Annotated in this window: 15 protein-coding genes; 4 read left to right on the forward strand and 11 right to left on the reverse strand. The window is 72.3% G+C overall.

Translation table 11 applies throughout. The annotated features are described in order from the left end of the window. Positions 1 to 7: 7 nt before the first annotated feature. Positions 8 to 937, forward strand: a complete 930-nt coding sequence (locus tag ACIA8N_RS17265; protein ID WP_365779269.1) for a hypothetical protein — start codon at positions 8 to 10, stop codon at positions 935 to 937. Positions 938 to 965: 28 nt separating this feature from the next. On the opposite strand, the gene ACIA8N_RS17270 is transcribed toward ACIA8N_RS17265, so the two are convergent. From ACIA8N_RS17270 to ACIA8N_RS17290, 5 genes are all read right to left on the reverse strand, one after another. Continuing rightward, positions 966 to 1274, reverse strand: a complete 309-nt coding sequence (locus ACIA8N_RS17270) for an AzlD domain-containing protein (RefSeq protein ID WP_365779267.1) — start codon at positions 1272 to 1274, stop codon at positions 966 to 968. Beyond that, entirely contained in the window at positions 1271 to 2014 is a 744-nt protein-coding gene (locus ACIA8N_RS17275; protein ID WP_365779265.1) for an AzlC family ABC transporter permease, read from the reverse strand. Before ACIA8N_RS17275 ends, ACIA8N_RS17270 begins: the two co-directional genes overlap by 4 nt. A gap of 123 nt (positions 2015 to 2137) precedes the next feature. Further along, positions 2138 to 2905 carry a hypothetical protein gene (locus ACIA8N_RS17280; RefSeq protein ID WP_365779263.1) on the reverse strand — a complete coding sequence of 256 codons (768 nt, stop codon included), beginning with the start codon at positions 2903 to 2905 and terminating at the stop codon, positions 2138 to 2140. A gap of 4 nt (positions 2906 to 2909) precedes the next feature. Then, positions 2910 to 3398: a hypothetical protein gene (locus ACIA8N_RS17285; protein ID WP_365779261.1), complete on the reverse strand. Its 489-nt coding sequence runs from the start codon at positions 3396 to 3398 to the stop codon at positions 2910 to 2912. 12 nt (positions 3399 to 3410) lie between these two features. Further along, complete coding sequence (locus ACIA8N_RS17290) at positions 3411 to 5654, reverse strand: glycoside hydrolase domain-containing protein (RefSeq protein WP_365779259.1); 2244 nt, start codon at positions 5652 to 5654, stop codon at positions 3411 to 3413. A 556-nt stretch (positions 5655 to 6210) separates the two neighbouring features. Between ACIA8N_RS17290 and ACIA8N_RS17295 the strand changes: the two genes are divergently transcribed. The 3 genes from ACIA8N_RS17295 to ACIA8N_RS17305 are packed head-to-tail and all read left to right on the forward strand — an operon-like array spanning position 6211 to position 12529. Further along, positions 6211 to 10860, forward strand: coding sequence for a DEAD/DEAH box helicase (locus tag ACIA8N_RS17295; RefSeq protein WP_365779257.1), 4650 nt, complete (start codon positions 6211 to 6213; stop codon positions 10858 to 10860). Between the two features lie 44 nt (positions 10861 to 10904). Further along, positions 10905 to 11729: a DNA-formamidopyrimidine glycosylase family protein gene (locus ACIA8N_RS17300; RefSeq protein WP_365779255.1), complete on the forward strand. Its 825-nt coding sequence runs from the start codon at positions 10905 to 10907 to the stop codon at positions 11727 to 11729. A 32-nt stretch (positions 11730 to 11761) separates the two neighbouring features. Further along, positions 11762 to 12529, forward strand: coding sequence for an SDR family oxidoreductase (locus ACIA8N_RS17305; RefSeq protein WP_365779253.1), 768 nt, complete (start codon positions 11762 to 11764; stop codon positions 12527 to 12529). On the opposite strand, the gene ACIA8N_RS17310 is transcribed toward ACIA8N_RS17305, so the two are convergent. The 6 genes from ACIA8N_RS17310 to ACIA8N_RS17335 all read right to left on the reverse strand — a co-directional run bounded on the left by ACIA8N_RS17310 (position 12477) and on the right by ACIA8N_RS17335 (position 17071). Further along, positions 12477 to 12746: a hypothetical protein gene (locus ACIA8N_RS17310; protein WP_365779251.1), complete on the reverse strand. Its 270-nt coding sequence runs from the start codon at positions 12744 to 12746 to the stop codon at positions 12477 to 12479. The genes ACIA8N_RS17305 and ACIA8N_RS17310 overlap by 53 nt on opposite strands. A gap of 243 nt (positions 12747 to 12989) precedes the next feature. Further along, a complete protein-coding gene (locus ACIA8N_RS17315; protein WP_365779249.1) occupies positions 12990 to 13373 on the reverse strand; it encodes a helix-turn-helix transcriptional regulator in 384 nt (127 codons plus the stop codon). Between the two features lie 109 nt (positions 13374 to 13482). Further along, positions 13483 to 14004, reverse strand: coding sequence for a CinA family protein (locus tag ACIA8N_RS17320; protein ID WP_365779247.1), 522 nt, complete (start codon positions 14002 to 14004; stop codon positions 13483 to 13485). Continuing rightward, positions 14001 to 14672 (reverse strand): CDP-diacylglycerol--glycerol-3-phosphate 3-phosphatidyltransferase, encoded by a 672-nt coding sequence (gene pgsA, locus ACIA8N_RS17325; protein ID WP_365779245.1) that lies wholly within the window; start codon positions 14670 to 14672, stop codon positions 14001 to 14003. The genes ACIA8N_RS17320 and pgsA overlap by 4 nt, the downstream gene beginning before the upstream one ends. Further along, the gene (gene rimO / locus ACIA8N_RS17330) at positions 14669 to 16156 is read right to left on the reverse strand and encodes a 30S ribosomal protein S12 methylthiotransferase RimO (RefSeq protein ID WP_365779243.1); all 1488 of its coding nucleotides are present in this window, start codon (positions 16154 to 16156) and stop codon (positions 14669 to 14671) included. Before rimO ends, pgsA begins: the two co-directional genes overlap by 4 nt. A 90-nt stretch (positions 16157 to 16246) precedes the next feature. Then, positions 16247 to 17071 (reverse strand): RodZ domain-containing protein, encoded by an 825-nt coding sequence (locus tag ACIA8N_RS17335; RefSeq protein WP_365779241.1) that lies wholly within the window; start codon positions 17069 to 17071, stop codon positions 16247 to 16249. Positions 17072 to 17079 lie beyond the last annotated feature (8 nt).

Raw genomic sequence — 17079 nt, forward strand, 5'->3', positions numbered from 1 at the left:
TCGGACCATGGCCGAAAAACCCCTCTCCTCCCCGCCCCCGACCCCCCTGGCCCGCGCCGAGCGATTCGTCTGGCTGACGGCCCGCGTCCTCGAACAGCGCCGGTTCGCCTACCACTTCCTGCGCGGTGGCGCGGACCAGGTGGAAACGGCGCTCGCGGCGTACCTCAACGAGGACGGCGGCTACGGCCACGCGCTCGAACCCGATCTGCGCGGTCCCGTCAGCCAGCCGCTGCACACCGCGCACGCGCTGCGGGTGCTCGACTCCATCGGCCGCTGCGGCGGGCTGCGCGTGGAGCGGATCTGCCGGTACCTGACGGAGGTGTCCACCCACGACGGCGCCCTCCCTGCGATCCATCCCTCGCAGCGCCCCTACCCGTCGGCGCCGTTCGTGCCGGTCGTCGACTCCCCGCCGAGCGCGCTGCTCACGACCGGGCCGGTGGTCGGGCTGCTGCACCGCAACCAGGTGTGGCACGCGTGGCTGTTCCGGGCGACCGAGTTCTGCTGGTCGGCCGTGGAGTCGCTGGAGAAGACCCATCCGTACGAGGTCGAGGCCGCCGTCGCCTTCCTGGACGGGGCCCCGGACCGCTCGCGCGCGGAGGCGGCGGCCGATCGCCTCGGACGCCTGGTGCGCGAGCAGCGGCTCGCCGTCCTCGACCCCGACCGGGAGGAGGAGTATCCGGTGGCCGAGGGCTACGCGCCCGGGGAACTGCACTTCCCGCACGACTACGCGCGCGTGCCGGACTCGCTGGCCGCGCGCTGGTTCACGGACGAGGAGATGGCCCGGTCCCTCGACCGGCTCGCGGCCGACCAGGAGGAGGACGGCGGCTGGCCGATCCGCTGGCGCGCCTGGGCTCCCGGCTCGGCCCTGGAGTCACGGCCGATCGTCACGGTCGAGGCCCTGCGCACCCTGCGCGCCCACGGCCGGACCGTCGACTGACCAGGGGCCCACTCGCCTGCCGGCGGCCTCACCAGCCCAGGGCACGTACCCCCGCGGTGACGGCGACGGCGGCGCCCACGACGACCAGGAACGGCGCGCGCAGCACGAGCGCGACGGCCGCCGCGGCGAGTCCGGCGGCGCGGGCGTCCAGGACGACGGCGTCGCCCGAGCCGAACGTCTGCTGGGCGGTGAGCGCGGCGAGCAGCGCGACGGGGAGCAGGGTGGCGAGGCGCCGGACGAGCGGCCGCTCCAGCGTTCCCGCGGGTACGAGCAGGCCGAGCAGTTTGACCAGGTAGCACCCGGCGGCGGTGAGGCCGATCGCGATCCAGACGTTCATCGGGAGTCCTTCTCTCGTCCGGCCGCGGTGGCCGCGCGGCGGCCCTGGGCCCAGAGCACGGCGGGCGCGGCGAGGGCCGCCGCGAGGACGGGGACACCGGCGGGCAGCACGGGCAGCAGCCCGAGGCCGAGGAGGACGGCGATCCCGGCGGTGGCCCGCTCGGTCGCGGACTTCAGCATGGGGGCGAGCAGGGCGAGGAAGACGGCGGGACCGGCCGCGTCGAGCCCCCAGGCAGCCGTGTCCCCGATCGCCTCGGCGCCGAGCGCCCCGAGCAGGGTGGTCGCGTTCCACAGGACGTACAGCGTGAGTCCGGTGACGGTGAAGCCGATGCGGGCGGCCCGCCGGGACGGCTGGGCGAGGGCGACGGCCGTGGTCTCGTCGATCACCCAGTGGGCGGCGACCGGCCTGACGGCCCTGGGCAGCGCGAGCAGCTGGGAGAGCCGCAGTCCGTAGAAGGCGTTGCGGGTGCCCAGGAAGAAGGCCCCGGCGGCGGCCGTGAAGGGGTTGCCGCCCGCGGCGAGTGCTCCCACTAGGGCGAACTGGGAGGCGCCCGTGAAGACCAGCAGGCTGAGGACGCAGGTCTGGAGGACGCTGAGGCCCGAGCCCGCCGACGTCACGCCGAAGGCGAAGCCGGAGAGCCCGACGGCGACGCCGACACCGAGGGCGTCGCGGACGACGGCGGCGTCGGGTTTGGCCGGCGTGCCGTCGCGTATGACGGGGGATGCTGTCTGTTCTGCCACGTCAGCGATGGTACGGCGACCCCGGCGACCCGGTCCTGCGCGTTCTCGCGCACTGGCGGGGCGGGCGGCGCGGACGGGGCCCGGGGCGCCCGCCCGAAGCCCCCGCCCCCGCGGTCATGCCCCTCAGCGGTAGCGAGCGGCGCGGCTCCGGCGTGCGGGCTCCGTCACGTCGGGGAGGGTGCCCGCGCCGGCACCGGGGGTCTCGGCCCAGGCGCGGATCCTGGCCGCGACCAGTGCAAGGCGCTTCTCCTCCGGCGGCACGTCGAGGTAGAACAGCCCCTCGTACGGGCGGCGGTCGTCGCCGCCCCAGCGGACGACGCCCTCGGTGTCCGCGACGATGTCGTGGATGACCAGCCGCTGGGCCGCGGTGAACCCGTCGCGCGCGCCCGCCGGGTAGGAGCCCGGGCGGATGACGACGGCGGTGCCGGAGGCCCGGTTGGACTCGGGGCGTCGGCTGTCCCGTACGGCCGTCGGCGCCACCCACCCCGCGAGCGCCTCCGGCTCGCCGTCCCGGTCGAGCGCGTCGACCTCGTAGTGGAAGCGGCGCACCGCGTGGACCAGGACCGTCGCGGTGTCTCCCGCGCGGAGCGGAACGGTCAGGCCGGTGCCGGGCACCGGGCAGGTGACGATGTCGCCGTCGGCGTCGACGGCGTTCTGCATCTCCCATCCGTTGGCGGAAGGCCGGCCGGTGGAGAGGCGGCGGCGCCGGGCCTCGGCCCTCCGCAGCGCCTCCTTCAGCGCGTCGTTCCTCAGGGGAACGGGCGGGACGGGAACCGGCGGGGCGGCCACGGCCGGGGCCGCGAGAAGACCGGTGGAGGCGAGGCCCGCGGCGGCGGTGACACCCGCGGCGGCTGTCAGGGTGTGTCTACGGGTGAATCCGGAGGTGCTCAACGGCTCAGCCTTTCTTCCGTGTGGACGTGCTGTGCGTGCGGTGCAGGAGGCCGGAGACCGCGGCGCCCACGAGCGCGAGCGGCAGCAGGACGGCTAGGGACGGGTTGATGTGGTCGGGGACGACGACGTTGTAGTCATGGCCGTTCGGCGTCTCGCAGACGAGCCGCAGGGGGACGAAGTCCCCTCGGAGGCCGACGAGACGGGGTACGTCCGCGGGGCGCAGCAGTTCGCACTCCTCCGCCTGCTTCTGCTCGTCCGTGAGGACGACGTGCAGGAGCCCCCACAGGTACAGGGCGGTGGCCGCGGCGAGCGCCGCCAGGGACACGTCCCGCCAGACCCGGGCGGGTGTATAGCGGCGGAGGGTCCGCGGCGAGAGCCGTGAGCCCAGGTACGCCGTGAGACCCGCCAGGGTCACCGCTCCGACGAACAGGGCGGTCAGCGACCCCCCGATGTCGTGCCCCTGCCAGGGATCGGATGCCAGGACCATGCGCATGACCACGATCCGTCAGGCACCGCGGACGACGCTGTTGTACTTCTCGAAGATGGCGTAGAGCGACATCCGCTCCGTCGCGTGCTCCTCCGCCAGGTCGCCGAAGCCCTGGTACCGGCGCAGGATCTGGAAGATCTCCGTGTTGTCGTAGTCGAGGGCCGGCCGGCGGATCGGCGTCTCGGCGTGGTCCCCCGGCTTTCCGTCGGCCGCCCAGATGTGCAGGTGCGGGACGGTGCTCAGGTTGAACACGTTGTCCTGGTTCACCTTCTGCCACATGGACCACCGGTCGGCGTCGGAGGTCGGGTCGAGGATGTCGCCCTCCAGGAGCCCCGCGCGGATCGAGTTGTTCCGCGACAGGATGCAGGTGCGGCCCGAGATCTTGGCGACACCGGTGCTGCTGTCGACGACGTTCTCGACGACGGGAAGGTCCTTGCCCCAGTCCGGTATGACACCCGTGTGGTACATGACGACGCTCGCGTCCTCCACCACGTCCTTGTAGCTGTAGTGGCAGAACTCCCAGAACGCGGTGGTCTGGATGAGCGCCTTGCGCATCCGGTACCTGCGGGACGCCGAGGTGATCGCGGCGTCGTGGCTCAGGATCGTTTCGAGACACTCGCCCATGGTGTAGATGCGCCCCGTGCCGCCGGGCTTGCCGATCGAGTTCATGTAGTCCTCGATCTCCTTCTGCATGGCGGACCACAGGGAGATGTCGAAACCGATGTCCAGTTTCTGGGCGGCCGGAGGGTAGAAATCGCCCTGCCCGGTGTCGCGGCCCGAGGAGATGTTGTTGTCGATCTCGATCAGTCCGTCACCCGAGCCGACCGTCTTGGTGACGATCTGGTCGAAGGCCCAGTTCTCCGGCATGGCATAGCCCAGGTTCCCGGAGAATCCGGAGGACATGTCCGACACGAAACTGGCGTCCGCGTAGCCCTTCGCGGAAATGCGGGAGCACGCGTTGCGGGGACCGTAGACGCCGATCTTGTACGGGCTCCCGAGACGGGCCATCTGATCCTTGACGCTCTGGAAGTACGGCAGGATGTGCGAGGTGACCTCCTCGTCCACCGCGTCGTAGTCGACAGCGAAGTAGATGCGCGTGCCCGGCTTGAATCCGTGCTCCTCCGCCTTGAAAGCGGCGGTGAGACAGTCGGTGACACCCTGCGCGACGCTGTAGTAGTCGACCGAGCGCGCCCACGTCTGGTAGATCGGGAAACAGCGCAGCCCGTACTCCTTGATGGTGGCGAGCTCGCCGGGCTGGATCTCCTTCTCCGGCAGGGAGGTGGTCGAAGGGTTGTAGAGGTACCGGCCGACGTACTTGTAGCCGGCCGCCCTCAGCGCCTGGGCCCGGGCCGGGGTGATCTTCGTGATCCCGTCGCACGCCTCGCCCTGGCGCGTCTGATCGCCGTACGACACCAGCAGCGACGCCCAGGTCTGGAAGTCTCCCTGCCCCGTCACCGGAAGCCTCATGAACGACTGGAAGGTCGCGACGCCGTCGGCCAGCGAGGCGGTGAAGGAGCCGGAGAACGACACCGGTCGCTGGTTGAGCACCATGGCGGCGGTGAACAGCTGGACCCACACGCCGGAGGAGCCGGCGGCCACGGTGCGGCTCTTCAGGCCGGACTGGGTGCCGGGCCCGAAGGCCCCGTTCGCGACGCCGTCCGCCATGCCCAGCTCGTACTGGACGGCCAGGAGCATCGACTTGGCGACATCGCGCGAGTGGTGGCCGTCGCACGGGATGACGTAGTAGTCCTTGCGCAGGACGTACCGGCCGTTCAGCCACTGCTGGATGGCCCGTACGGACTCCGAGCCGTTGTTCACGGTCACGTACGCGTCCATGTTGAACAGGCCCTTGACCACCTTCGGCCACAGGGAACTGCCCGGGTAGGTGACGCTGACGCCCATGTTCTCGTTCAGCTTCGTCACCGCGGCCTTGACACGGGCGTTGTACGTCCCGTCGATATCACCTCCGTCGTAACCCTTGCAGTAAAGGGCGGACTGGATGATCCGGCAGAAGTTCGCCGACGGGATCGTCGTCTCGTCGAGCTTTCCGTATTTCGACTGGATCGTGGAAAGGGTGGTCGGCCCGAAGCTGTTCGAGAGCGACGAGATTCCCATCTCGTACTGGAGGGCACGCGTGAGGGCGTACATCACGACCCACCCGGTACGACCGTCCTCCGCCAGCTTGGAGATGCCGAGCGTGGCGCCGTCCCCGTACGTGGTATTGATGAATCTCTGCGCGCGGAGCACCATCTCGTCAGCCATCGATTCCCTTTCGTGCAAACCCGTGGTGGAGCGGAGGGAAGTTCCCGAATTCAGACCAGCCGGGGGCGCCGCCCGCACCCCTCGCAATCACGAGGAACCTAGGTCATCCCTGCCGGGACGAGAAGGCCCTTGATCACCTCACACCCGACGGCGTTGGAACCGAAGGTCACCAAGAGCGACGAGCCCACCCGAATTGCTGTACTGATCCCGAAAGGGCGCCGTCAGGCTTTTTGCCGGGATTCCTTGGCAATTGACAAGGGCGATAGTCGGCCACCGGGCCGGAGCACCGACAGCGCCCTGTGCGGCCCGTCGAAGATCGGCGCGATGGTGGCGCGCAACGCCCCCGACGGCCCTCCCGACGTGACGGTGGCGACAACTTTCAGCCACATCCCCCGCCCGGATCGGTCCGCATGCGATGCACGTGCCGGTGAGCAATGTGTAGCCGCCGCAGCGAGGTGTTCAATTGATCACACCGCAGATTCCCGCGGCCACCCGCCACACGAGGGGTTCCCGCAGGTCCGGGCGGTTGTCAGTGGGTGGGTGCACGATGGGGGGCATGGTCAGGTCCGCGCTCGACTCGTTCTCCCCCGCGACCCGTGGTTGGTTCACCGGGGCCTTCACCGCGCCCACGGCGGCGCAGGAGGGTGCCTGGCGGGCCATCGGCGCGGGCTCCGACGTGCTCGTCGTCGCCCCGACCGGCTCGGGCAAGACGCTGGCCGCCTTCCTCGCCTCCCTGGACCGGCTCGCCTCCTCGCCCCCGCCGGCCGAGCCGAAGAAGCGCTGCCGCGTGCTGTACGTGTCACCGCTGAAGGCGCTCGCCGTGGACGTCGAGCGGAACCTGCGCTCGCCGCTGACCGGCATCCGGCAGGAGTCGGTGCGGCTCGGACTGCCCGAGCCCGATGTGCGCGTCGGCATCCGCTCCGGTGACACGCCGCCCGCCGAGCGCCGGTCGCTCGCGACCCGGCCGCCGGACATCCTGATCACCACCCCCGAGTCGCTGTTCCTGATGCTGACCTCCGCCACCCGCGACGCCCTGGCCGGCGTGGAGACGGTCATCCTGGACGAGGTCCACGCCGTCGCGAGCACCAAGCGGGGCGCGCATCTGGCCCTTTCCCTGGAGCGGCTCGACGAGCTGCTGCCCCGCCCCGCGCGCCGGATCGGGCTGTCGGCGACGGTCCGCCCGGTGGACGAGGTGGCCCGCTACCTGTCCCCGGGGCGCGCCGTGGAGATCGTCCAGCCGCCGTCAGGGAAGGAGTTCGACCTCTCCGTCGTCGTCCCCGTCGAGGACATGGGCGAGCTGGGCGGCTCCCCGGCCTCCGAGGGCAAGGACGGCGGCGACAAGCCGTCGATCTGGCCGCACGTCGAGGAGCGGATCGCCGACCTCGTCCAGGCGCACCGCTCCACGATCGTCTTCGCCAACTCCCGGCGTCTCGCCGAGCGCCTGTGCAACCGGCTCAACGAGATCGCGTACGAGCGGGCGACGGGCGAACCGCTCCCCGACACGGCCTCCCCGGCCGAGATCATGGCCCAGTCGGGGGCGGCGCAGGGCGCCCCCGCGCTGCTCGCCCGCGCCCACCACGGCTCGGTGTCGAAGGAGCAGCGCGCCCAGGTGGAGGAGGACCTGAAGGCCGGCCGGCTGCCCGCCGTGGTGGCCACCTCCAGCCTGGAGCTGGGCATCGACATGGGCGCCGTCGACCTCGTCGTGCAGGTCGAGTCGCCGCCGTCGGTCGCCTCCGGTCTCCAGCGCGTGGGCCGCGCAGGACACCAGGTGGGCGCGGTGTCGACGGGCGTCGTCTTCCCGAAGTACCGGGGCGACCTGGTGCAGGCCGCCGTGGTCACCGAGCGGATGCGCTCGGGGGCGATCGAGTCGATGCGGATCCCCGCCAATCCGCTGGACGTCCTGGCGCAGCAGCTGGTCGCCATCGTCGCGCTCGACACCTGGCAGGTGGACGACCTCCTCGCCCTGGTGCGCCGGGCGGCGCCGTTCTCCTCGCTGCCCGAGTCGGCGTTCACGGGCGTGCTCGACATGCTCGCGGGCCGCTACCCCTCGGACGCCTTCGCCGAGCTGCGCCCCCGCGTGGTCTGGGACCGGGTCGCCGGGACGGTCACGGGGCGGCCGGGCGCGCAGCGGCTCGCCGTCACCTCCGGCGGCACGATCCCCGACCGGGGCCTGTTCGGCGTGTTCCTCGCCGGCTCGGACCCCAAGAAGGGCGGGGGCAGGGTCGGCGAGCTCGACGAGGAGATGGTGTACGAGTCGCGGGTCGGCGACGTGTTCACCCTGGGCACCACCTCGTGGCGGATCGAGGACATCACCAGGGACCGGGTGCTCGTCTCCCCCGCGCCCGGCGTTCCGGGCAGGCTGCCGTTCTGGAAGGGCGACCAGCTGGGCCGCCCCCTCGAACTGGGCCGTGCCGTGGGGGCGTTCCTCCGCGAGGTCGGCGCGCTCGCCGACGAGGACGCGCGGCTGCGGCTGCTCGCCGCGGGCCTGGACGCCTGGGCCTCCGACAACGTCCTGGCGTACCTCAAGGAGCAGCGCGAGGCCTGCGGCCACGTGCCGGACGACCGGACGATCCTGGTCGAGCGTTTCCGGGACGAGCTGGGGGACTGGCGGGTCGTCATCCACTCACCGTTCGGTGCGCAGGTGCACGCCCCCTGGGCACTCGCGCTCGGCGCGCGGCTCGCCGAGCGGTACGGCATGGACGCGCAGGTGATGCACGCGGACGACGGCATCGTGCTGCGCCTCCCGGACGCCGACCTGATGGGCCTGGACATGGGCCTGGACCTCCTCGACCACGAACCGGTCGACCAGAGCCGGCACCTGGACACGACGTACGCCGCCGACAAGGCGCCCGTCGGCGCGGCCGACGCCCTCTTCGACAAGGGCGAGATCGGGCAGATCGTCACCGACCAGGTGGGCGGCTCCGCGCTGTTCGCGTCCCGTTTCCGCGAGTGCGCCGCGCGTGCCCTGCTGCTGCCCAAGCGGAACCCCGGCAAGCGCACCCCGCTCTGGCAGCAGCGGCAGCGCGCGGCCCAGCTCCTCCAGGTGGCGAGCGAGTTCGGCTCGTTCCCGATCGTCCTGGAGGCCGTCCGCGAGTGCCTCCAGGACGTCTTCGACCTCCCCGGTCTGACGGAGCTCATGGGGGACATCGAGGCCCGCCGGGTCCGCCTGGTCGAGGTCACCACCCAGGAGCCCTCGCCCTTCGCCCGCTCCCTGCTCTTCGGCTACGTGGCGCAGTTCCTGTACGAGGGCGACTCCCCGCTCGCCGAGCGGCGGGCGGCGGCGCTCTCCCTGGACTCGCGGCTGCTCGCGGAGCTGCTCGGCCAGGCGGAGCTGCGCGAGCTGCTCGACCCGGAGGTCCTGACCGAGCTGGAGCGGGAGCTCCAGTGGCTGACCGAGGACCGGCGGATCAAGGACGTGGAGGGCGTCGCCGACCTGCTGCGGGTCCTGGGCCCACTCACCGACGCCGAGCTCGTCGAGCGCGGTGCCGAAGCCGGCTGGGCGCCCGACCTCGGCGCCGCGCGCCGCGCGATCCGGGTGCGGATCGGGGGCCGGGATCACTGGTCGGCCATCGAGGACGCGGGCCGGCTCCGGGACGCCCTGGGCACGGCCCTGCCGGTCGGTGTGCCCGAGGCGTTCACCGAGCCGGTCAAGGACCCGCTCGGCGATCTGCTCGCGCGGTACGCGCGCACGCACGGCCCGTTCACCTCCTCCCAGGCCGCCGCCCGGTTCGGCCTCGGCGCGGCCGTCACCGACGGCGCCCTGCAGCGGTTGGCCGCCTCCGGCCGGGTCGTCCAGGGCGAGTTCCATCCCTCCGGCATCGGCCAGGAGTGGTGCGACGCGACCGTCCTGCGCCGGCTGCGCCGCCGCTCCCTCGCGGCCCTGCGCCACGAGCTGGAGCCGGTGCCCCCGACGGCGCTCGCCACCTTCCTTCCCCAGTGGCAGCACCTGGGGGGCAACAGCCTGCGCGGCATCGACGGCCTCGCCCGCGCGATCGAGCAGCTCCAGGGCGCGGCCGTCCCGGCCTCGGCCCTGGAGAAGCTGATCCTTCCGTCGCGGGTCCGCGACTACACCCCGGCGCTCCTCGACGAGCTGACGACCACCGGCGAAGTCCTCTGGGCGGGCGCCGGGTCCCTGCCCGGCAAGGACGGCTGGGTCTCGCTGTACCTCGCGGACGCGGCACCGCTGCTCCTCCCGCCGCCGCATCCGCTGGAGCTGTCCGCGCTGCACGAGTCGCTGTTGACCACCCTCTCCGGCGGGTACGGCCTGTTCTTCCGCCAGATCGCCGACCAGGTCCGGGCCACCACCCACCCGGACGCGACCGATCCCCAGCTCGCCGACGCCCTCTGGGACCTGGCCTGGTCGGGCCGGCTCACCAACGACACCCTGGCGCCGCTGCGCTCGCTCCTCGGCTCGGGCCGCACGGCCGGATCCACCGCCCACCGCGCCCGCCGCACGGTCCCCCGCGGCCGGTACGGCACGCTGACGGCGGCCGCCCGCCCCGCCTCCCGCACGGGCCCGCCGACGGTCTCGGGCCGCTGGTCGCTGCTGCCCCCGCTCGAACCGGAGCCGACGCACCGGGCGCACGCCCTGGCCCGCACCCTCCTGGACCGGCACGGAGTGGTCACCCGGGGCGCGGTGGCCGCCGAGGGCGTACAGGGCGGTTTCTCGGCCACGTACCGCATCCTGGCCGCCTTCGAGGACAGCGGCCAGGCGCGCCGCGGCTATGTCGTGGAGGGTCTCGGCGCGGCCCAGTTCGCGATGGACGGGGCGGTGGACCGGCTGCGGGCCGCGGCGACCGCCCGCGACCGGGGCGTGGAGGCGGCGGCGGGCCCGCGCGCGCTGGTCCTGGCTGCGGCGGATCCCGCGAGCGCGTACGGGGCGGCCCTGTCCTGGCCGGAGCCGCCGACGGGCGCCGGGCACAAGCCGGGCCGCAAGGCGGGCGCGCTGGTGGTCCTGGTCGACGGCGAGCTCACGCTGTACATGGAGCGCGGCGGCAAGACGCTCCTCTGCTGGCCGACCGAGCCGGACGACCCCGCCCTGACGGCCGCGGCGGAGGCGCTGGCCGCGTCGGCCCGCGGGGGCGCCCTGGGCACGGTCACGGTGGAACGGATCAACGGCACGACGTCCCTGACGTCCCCCCTCGCCCGCCCCCTGGAGGCGGCGGGTTTCCTGGCCACCCCGAGAGGCCTCCGCCTCCGCGCCTGAACCCCCACACCCCGGACACCGACACTCCCCGGCACAATGGACCCGTGCCCGAAGGCGACACCATCTGGCGGACCGCCCACCACCTGCACGCCGCGCTGGCGGGGCGGGACCTCACCCGCGCGGACCTCCGGGTGCCCCGCTTCGCCACGGCCGACCTCACGGGCCGGACGCTCCTCGACGTCACTCCGCGCGGCAAGCACCTCCTCGCCCGGATCGACGGCGGCCTCACCCTCCACTCGCATCTGCGGATGGACGGCGCATGGCGGGTGTACGCCACCGGGGAGCGCCCGCGCGGGGGCCCCGACCACCAGATCCGGGCGATCCTCGGAAACGAGGAGTCCACGGCGTACGGCTACCGGCTCCCGGTCCTGGAGCTGATCCGCACCGCGGAGGAGTCCCGCGTGGTGGGCCATCTCGGCCCGGATCTGCTCGGCCCCGACTGGGACGCCGAGGAGGCGGAGCGCCGGCTCGCCGCCGACCCGGACAGATCGCTCGGCGAGGCCCTGCTCGACCAGCGGAACCTGGCCGGCATCGGCAACGTGTACAAGTCGGAGCTGGCCTTCCTCGCCGGCGTCACCCCCTGGCTGCCCGTCGGCGAGCTGGCCCCGGGCATCCCCGCCCGTCTGATCGCGACGGCCCACCGTCTCCTGGAGGCGAACAAGAACGGCCCCGGCCGGCGCACCACCACCGCGCGCCACCCCGGCACCCCGCTGCACGTCTACGGCCGCGCGGGGCAGCCCTGTCTGCGCTGCGGCGCCCCGATCCGCAAGGCGGAGCTGGGCGACCGGATCACGTACTGGTGCCCCGGCTGCCAGCACGGCCCCACCGAGACGGCACAGACGACGCAGCCGACGCAGCCACCCGATTGACGGCCCGTCAGATTTCGCCGTACCGTCCGGACATGCCGACACTCCCCGCGTACGACCTCACCGGCCGCACCGCGTTCGTCACGGGCGCCGCGAGCGGCATCGGCCGCGCGACGGCGGTCCTCCTCGCCCAGGCCGGTGCCACCGTGCACTGCGCGGACCGGGACGAGGCCGGCCTCCTGGACACCGTGGCCATGACCGCGCGCGAGGGCGGTACCGCCCACCCGCACACCCTCGACGTCACCGACCGCACCGCCCTCGCCGCCGCCGTCCGCGCCGCAGGCCCCCTCCACGTCATGGCCGCGGTCGCCGGGATCATGCACACGAGTTCGGTCCTGGAGACCCGCGACGAGGACCTCGACCGCGTCCTCGCCGTCAATTTCAAGGGCGTGCTGTACGCCTGCCAGGAGGCGGCCCGCTCGATGATCGCCGCGGGCGTCCCGGGTTCCATCGTCACGATGGCCTCGGGCGCGATGGACACCGCGAGCCCCGGGCTGCTCTGCTACAGCGTCACGAAGGCGGCCGTGGTCCAGCTGACGAAGACGCTGGCGACGGAGGCCGGCCGATACGGCATCCGGGTCAACGCGGTCGCCCCGGGCTGGATCCGCACGCCCATGACGGACCGCCACGAGCCGGCCGCCCAGCAGCAGGCGGAAGCCGCGATGATCCGTCACTCACCGCTGGGCCGGGTCGGGGAGGCCCAGGACATCGCGCACGCGGTCCTGCACCTCGCGTCGGACGCCTCCGCGTTCACGACAGGCCAGATCCTGCGTCCGAACGGCGGCGTCGCGATGCCCTGGTGACGCGCCGCCCGAGCACGCCCGGCCGCCGCGCCGCGGCGGCCACGTGCACCGGCAGCAGGCTCAGCCCCCAGCCGCCCGCGGCCACCGCACCCTCGACAGGACCGGTCTCCCCGGGCGCGAGGAGCAGGCGCAGTACCGCCCACCACCAGAGCCCCCCGGCCGCCAGCCCGATCGCGACCAGCGCGAGCGTCGCCGGCGTAACCCGTCGCCGTACCATGGCCGCCTCCTGCGGATGACGCTAGACCGGCAGGATCACCCTGCGGGAGGGCGCACCGGAGGCAGACCCGGCGCGCACGGCCCAGTCGTGCGTCCCCCCACCATGGCACGGCACACCGGATCCCGGCATCTCAGACAATCAGGCCCAAATTCAACAAAGGAGAGACAGGTCACCGAAAAAGGAGAAAAGCCCCGGTCAGCGCCTCACGAAGAGGCACCGACCGGGGCTTCGCCCCACTTCGGTTCAGGCAGCGACGACGTCCACCGCTTCCGCGGGCGCCTTGATGGTCACCCGCCCGGTGGGCACACCCGCCACCGACGTCACCGAGACCGAGTTGAGCATCGGGCGCACCGGCGTCGGCACCGGTTCGCTCACCCGTGCCGACTCGGCCAGTTCGGCCAGTGACAGTTCGTCGCTCACTTCACGCATGAGCTCGGACATCCGTACGTCCAGCGCGTCGCAGATCGCGGAGAGCAGCTCGGAGGAAGCCTCCTTCTGCCCCCGCTCCACCTCGGAGAGATAGCCGAGCGAGACTCGGGCGGACGAGGAGACTTCGCGCAGAGTACGGCCTTGGCGCTGGCGCTGCCGACGCAGCACGTCACCCAACAGGCGACGGAGCAGAATCATCGGTGGCTCCCTCCTCGGACCGCGTAGCCGCATCCTTCACGCCCCACCGTACCGCCTCGCGCTGCGGCCGTGCGGGGAGCGATGTCGTGTTCACTCAGGGCTGCAAACATCAATTCCCCCCGTTGTGTTCCGTATCCTGTGCCCGCACATTTCCCGAGAGTTCCTCAAGGAGCAGTTCCAGCACGCTCCGTACACTCTCTCTACGGATTTCCGCCCGGGCGCCGTTCAACCTCAACGAGACCACTTTCCCGGCGCCGGCGCCTGTCGCGGCAGGTCCCGCGACCGCCACGTAGACGGTCCCGACCGCCTGTCCGTCCTGCGGGTCGGGCCCCGCCACTCCGGTCGTCGAGATCCCCCAGTCGGCGCCGAGCCGGTCCCGTACACCGGCCGCCATCTGCAGCGCGACCTCCGGGTCCACCGCCCCGCGCTCCGCGAGGAGGCCCCCGTCGACGCCGAGCAGTTCCCGCTTGAGGGCCGTGGCGTAGGCCGTGACGGAGCCCCGGAAGGCGACCGAGGCTCCCGGAACACCGGTCAGCTCGGCGGCCACCAGACCACCCGTGAGCGACTCGGCGACGGCCAGCGTGTGACCACGCTCCGCCAGCACTGCCAGCACCCGGGCGGCCTCGGTCATCGCGTCGCCGTCTCCGCCCGCGCCGCCCGCTCCTCCGCGAGCCCCCTGCGGCGCAGCACGACCGCCTGTCGTACGTAGTCCAGGCCGGTGACGACCGTCAGCACGACGGCCACCGCCATCACCCAGAAGCGCAGGGTGGCCAGGGGGCCGGTGAGCATCAGCACGTACATGCCGACCGCCGTGCCCTGGGCCAGCGTCTTCATCTTGCCGCCGCGGCTGGCGGGGATGATCCCGTGCCGGATCACCCAGAACCGCATCAGGGTGATCCCCAGCTCGCGGGCGAGGATGACCCCGGTGACCCACCAGGGCAGGTCGCCGAGGACGGACAGCGAGATGAGCCCTGCCGCCATGATCGCCTTGTCGGCGATCGGGTCGGCGATCTTCCCGAAGTCCGTGACCAGGTTGTACGCACGGGCGAGGTGTCCGTCGAAGACGTCCGTGATCATGGCGACGGCGAACGCCGCCCATGCCCAGGCGCGCCAGGCGGGGTCGTGGCCGCCGTCCTGGAAGAGAAGCAGCACGAATCCCGGCACGAGAACCAGCCGGATCATGGTGAGGATGTTCGCGATGTTCCACAGGCTGGCCTGGTTGACGGCCGCCGCGCCCAGCTTGCCGCGGGGCGCCGGCCTCCCGGTCTCGCCCGTCGCGGATGCCGGGACTCCGGTCATCTGCCCGCCTCCTCGAAAAGACACTCGGCCACCAGGTCGACGCCCTCCGTGCCGACGACCTTCGCACTGACCATACGGCCCGGGGTCAGGTCGGGGCTCGTGCCGTCGGACGTGGTGAGGAGCACCTGACCGTCGGTCTCGGGGGCCTGGTGGGCGGCGCGGCCGATCACGCCGTCCTCCTCGTCCACGGATTCGACCAGTACCTCAAGGGTCTCTCCGATCCGCTCCTCCGCGCGCTGTGCGGTGAGCTCCTCGGCGAGCCGGGAGAGGTGGGCGAGCCGGGCGTCGACGACGTCCTGGTCGAGCTTGTGCTCGTACGTGGCGGCCTCGGTGCCGTCCTCGTCGGAGTAGCCGAAGACGCCGATGGCGTCGAGCCGGGCGTGGGTGACGAAGCGTTCCAGCTCGGCGAAGTCCGCTTCGGTCTCGCCGGGGAAGCCGACGATGAAGTTGGAGCGGGCACCGGCCGTGGGGGCCTTGGAGCGGATGGTCTCCAGGAGCTCCAGGAAGCGGTCGGTGTCGCCGAAGCGGCGCATGGCCCGCAGCACGTCCGGGGCGCTGTGCTGGAAGGACAGGTCGAAGTAGGGCACGACCTTCTCGGTCGACGTGAGGACGTCGATCAGGCCGGGGCGCATCTCGGCGGGCTGGAGGTAGCTGACGCGGACGCGCTCGATGCCGTCCACGGCGGCCAGCTCGGGCAGCAGGCTCTCCAGGAGCCGGATGTCGCCGAGGTCCTTGCCGTAGGAGGTGTTGTTCTCGGAGACCAGCATGACCTCCTTCACCCCCTGCTCGGCGAGCCAGCGCGTCTCGTTCAGGACGTCCGAGGGACGGCGCGAGACGAAGGAGCCGCGGAAGGAGGGGATGGCGCAGAAGGAGCAGCGGCGGTCGCAGCCGGAGGCCAGCTTCACGGAGGCGACGGGGCTGCTGTCCAGACGGCGCCGGAGAGGTGCGCGCGGCCCGGAGGCGGGCGCGACACCCTCGGGAAGGTCGGCGGGGGCCTCGGGCACGTCCACGGAGCCGTGTCCCGGCAGGGCCACGGCCGCGGCGGCCTCCTGGCGCTCCACGGGGGAGAGCGGCAGCAGCTTGCGCCGGTCACGCGGGGTGTGGGCCTCGACGCTGCCACCGTTGAGGATGGTCTGGAGGCGGTTGGAGATGTCGGCGTAGTCGTCGAAGCCGAGGACGCCGTCGGCCTCCGGGAGGGCTTCGGCGAGTTCCTTGCCGTACCGCTCGGCCATACAGCCGACGGCGACCACGGCCTGGGTTCTGCCGTGGTCCTTCAGATCATTGGCTTCGAGCAGGGCGTCGACGGAGTCCTTCTTGGCGGCCTCGACGAATCCGCAGGTGTTGACGACGGCGACGTCCGCTTCTTCGGCGTTCTCGACGAGCTCCCAGCCGTCCGCTGCCAAGCGGCCTGCGAGCTCCTCCGAGTCCACCTCGTTACGGGCGCAGCCAAGAGTGACAAGGGCGACGGTACGGCGTTCGGGCATGGACTCAAGACTACTTCGTCCCGGCCGTTCCCCCGTCGCGCAGGGTTCACCTGCGCGACAGAGGTCACATCGGGGCCGGGATCACGGGGCTCAGCCCGCCTCGGGGTCGCCCTTGGTGTAGGTGAGCCGCTCGACCTGGCCGGATTCGAACTTGTCCGCGATCTTCTTGCCGTTCACGTGGAGCTCGATCGCGCCGGCGTTGCCGAGCACCAGGTCGATGCGCTCGTCGTCCTGGAAGGTCTTCGACTCGCCCTCGAGGAGGAGGCCGTCGAAGAGCAGCTTGCCGTCGTGGCCCTTGGCCGAGATCCAGCTCTTGTCGTCGATCGCGGAGAGCTTGACCGTCACCTTGTCCTGTGGGACGGCGGCGATGGCGCTCTCGGTCGGCTTCGGGGCGGGCTTGACGGGCGTGGGCTTGGCGGCGGAGGTGGCCTTCTCCGGTGCGGGCGCCGGGCCGCCTTCGGCGGTGGTGGTGCCCTTCGGAGCCTCGTTGCCGTTGAACATCGTGAAGCCGACGAAACCGACGACGGCGACGATGGCCGCGACCATCGCGGCGGTCCAGTTGGGCCGGCGCGGCTCGGGGCGGATGCGTTCCGCCTCGAACAGCGGGGCGGCGGGGGTGGGCGCCGGACGGCCACCGTGCTCGGCGTCGTACTGCTCGATCAGCGCGGCCGGATCGAGGCCGACGGCGCGCGCGAGGGTACGGATGTGCCCGCGGGCGTAGACGTCGCCGCCGCACCGCGAGAAGTCGTCCTCCTCGATGGCGTGCACGATCGGGATCCGGACACGGGTGGAGGCACTGACCTCTTCGACGGTGAGACCGGCGGCGATGCGGGTCTGCTGGAGAGCGCGACCGATCGAGTCCCGGTCGTCTGCCGGGAAGGTCCGGTCGTCTTCGGGGGAGTTGCCGATGGACACGAGAGCGC

The sequence above is a fragment of the Streptomyces sp. NPDC051822 genome (assembly GCF_044452745.1).
GTDB lineage: Bacteria > Actinomycetota > Actinomycetes > Streptomycetales > Streptomycetaceae > Streptomyces.

What these genes read in the sequence shown, in the direction of transcription:
- ACIA8N_RS17265 (WP_365779269.1), top strand. Translation starts at nt 8, where the DNA reads ATGGCCGAAAAACCCCTCTCCTCCCCGCCCCCGACCCCCCTGGCCCGC.
- ACIA8N_RS17270 (WP_365779267.1), bottom strand. Translation starts at nt 1,274, where the DNA reads ATGAACGTCTGGATCGCGATCGGCCTCACCGCCGCCGGGTGCTACCTG.
- ACIA8N_RS17285 (WP_365779261.1), bottom strand. Translation starts at nt 3,398, where the DNA reads ATGCGCATGGTCCTGGCATCCGATCCCTGGCAGGGGCACGACATCGGG.
- ACIA8N_RS17290 (WP_365779259.1), bottom strand. Translation starts at nt 5,654, where the DNA reads ATGGCTGACGAGATGGTGCTCCGCGCGCAGAGATTCATCAATACCACG.
- ACIA8N_RS17295 (WP_365779257.1), top strand. Translation starts at nt 6,211, where the DNA reads ATGGTCAGGTCCGCGCTCGACTCGTTCTCCCCCGCGACCCGTGGTTGG.
- ACIA8N_RS17305 (WP_365779253.1), top strand. Translation starts at nt 11,762, where the DNA reads ATGCCGACACTCCCCGCGTACGACCTCACCGGCCGCACCGCGTTCGTC.
- ACIA8N_RS17310 (WP_365779251.1), bottom strand. Translation starts at nt 12,746, where the DNA reads ATGGTACGGCGACGGGTTACGCCGGCGACGCTCGCGCTGGTCGCGATC.
- ACIA8N_RS17315 (WP_365779249.1), bottom strand. Translation starts at nt 13,373, where the DNA reads ATGATTCTGCTCCGTCGCCTGTTGGGTGACGTGCTGCGTCGGCAGCGC.
- ACIA8N_RS17320 (WP_365779247.1), bottom strand. Translation starts at nt 14,004, where the DNA reads ATGACCGAGGCCGCCCGGGTGCTGGCAGTGCTGGCGGAGCGTGGTCAC.
- pgsA (WP_365779245.1), bottom strand. Translation starts at nt 14,672, where the DNA reads ATGACCGGAGTCCCGGCATCCGCGACGGGCGAGACCGGGAGGCCGGCG.
- rimO (WP_365779243.1), bottom strand. Translation starts at nt 16,156, where the DNA reads ATGCCCGAACGCCGTACCGTCGCCCTTGTCACTCTTGGCTGCGCCCGT.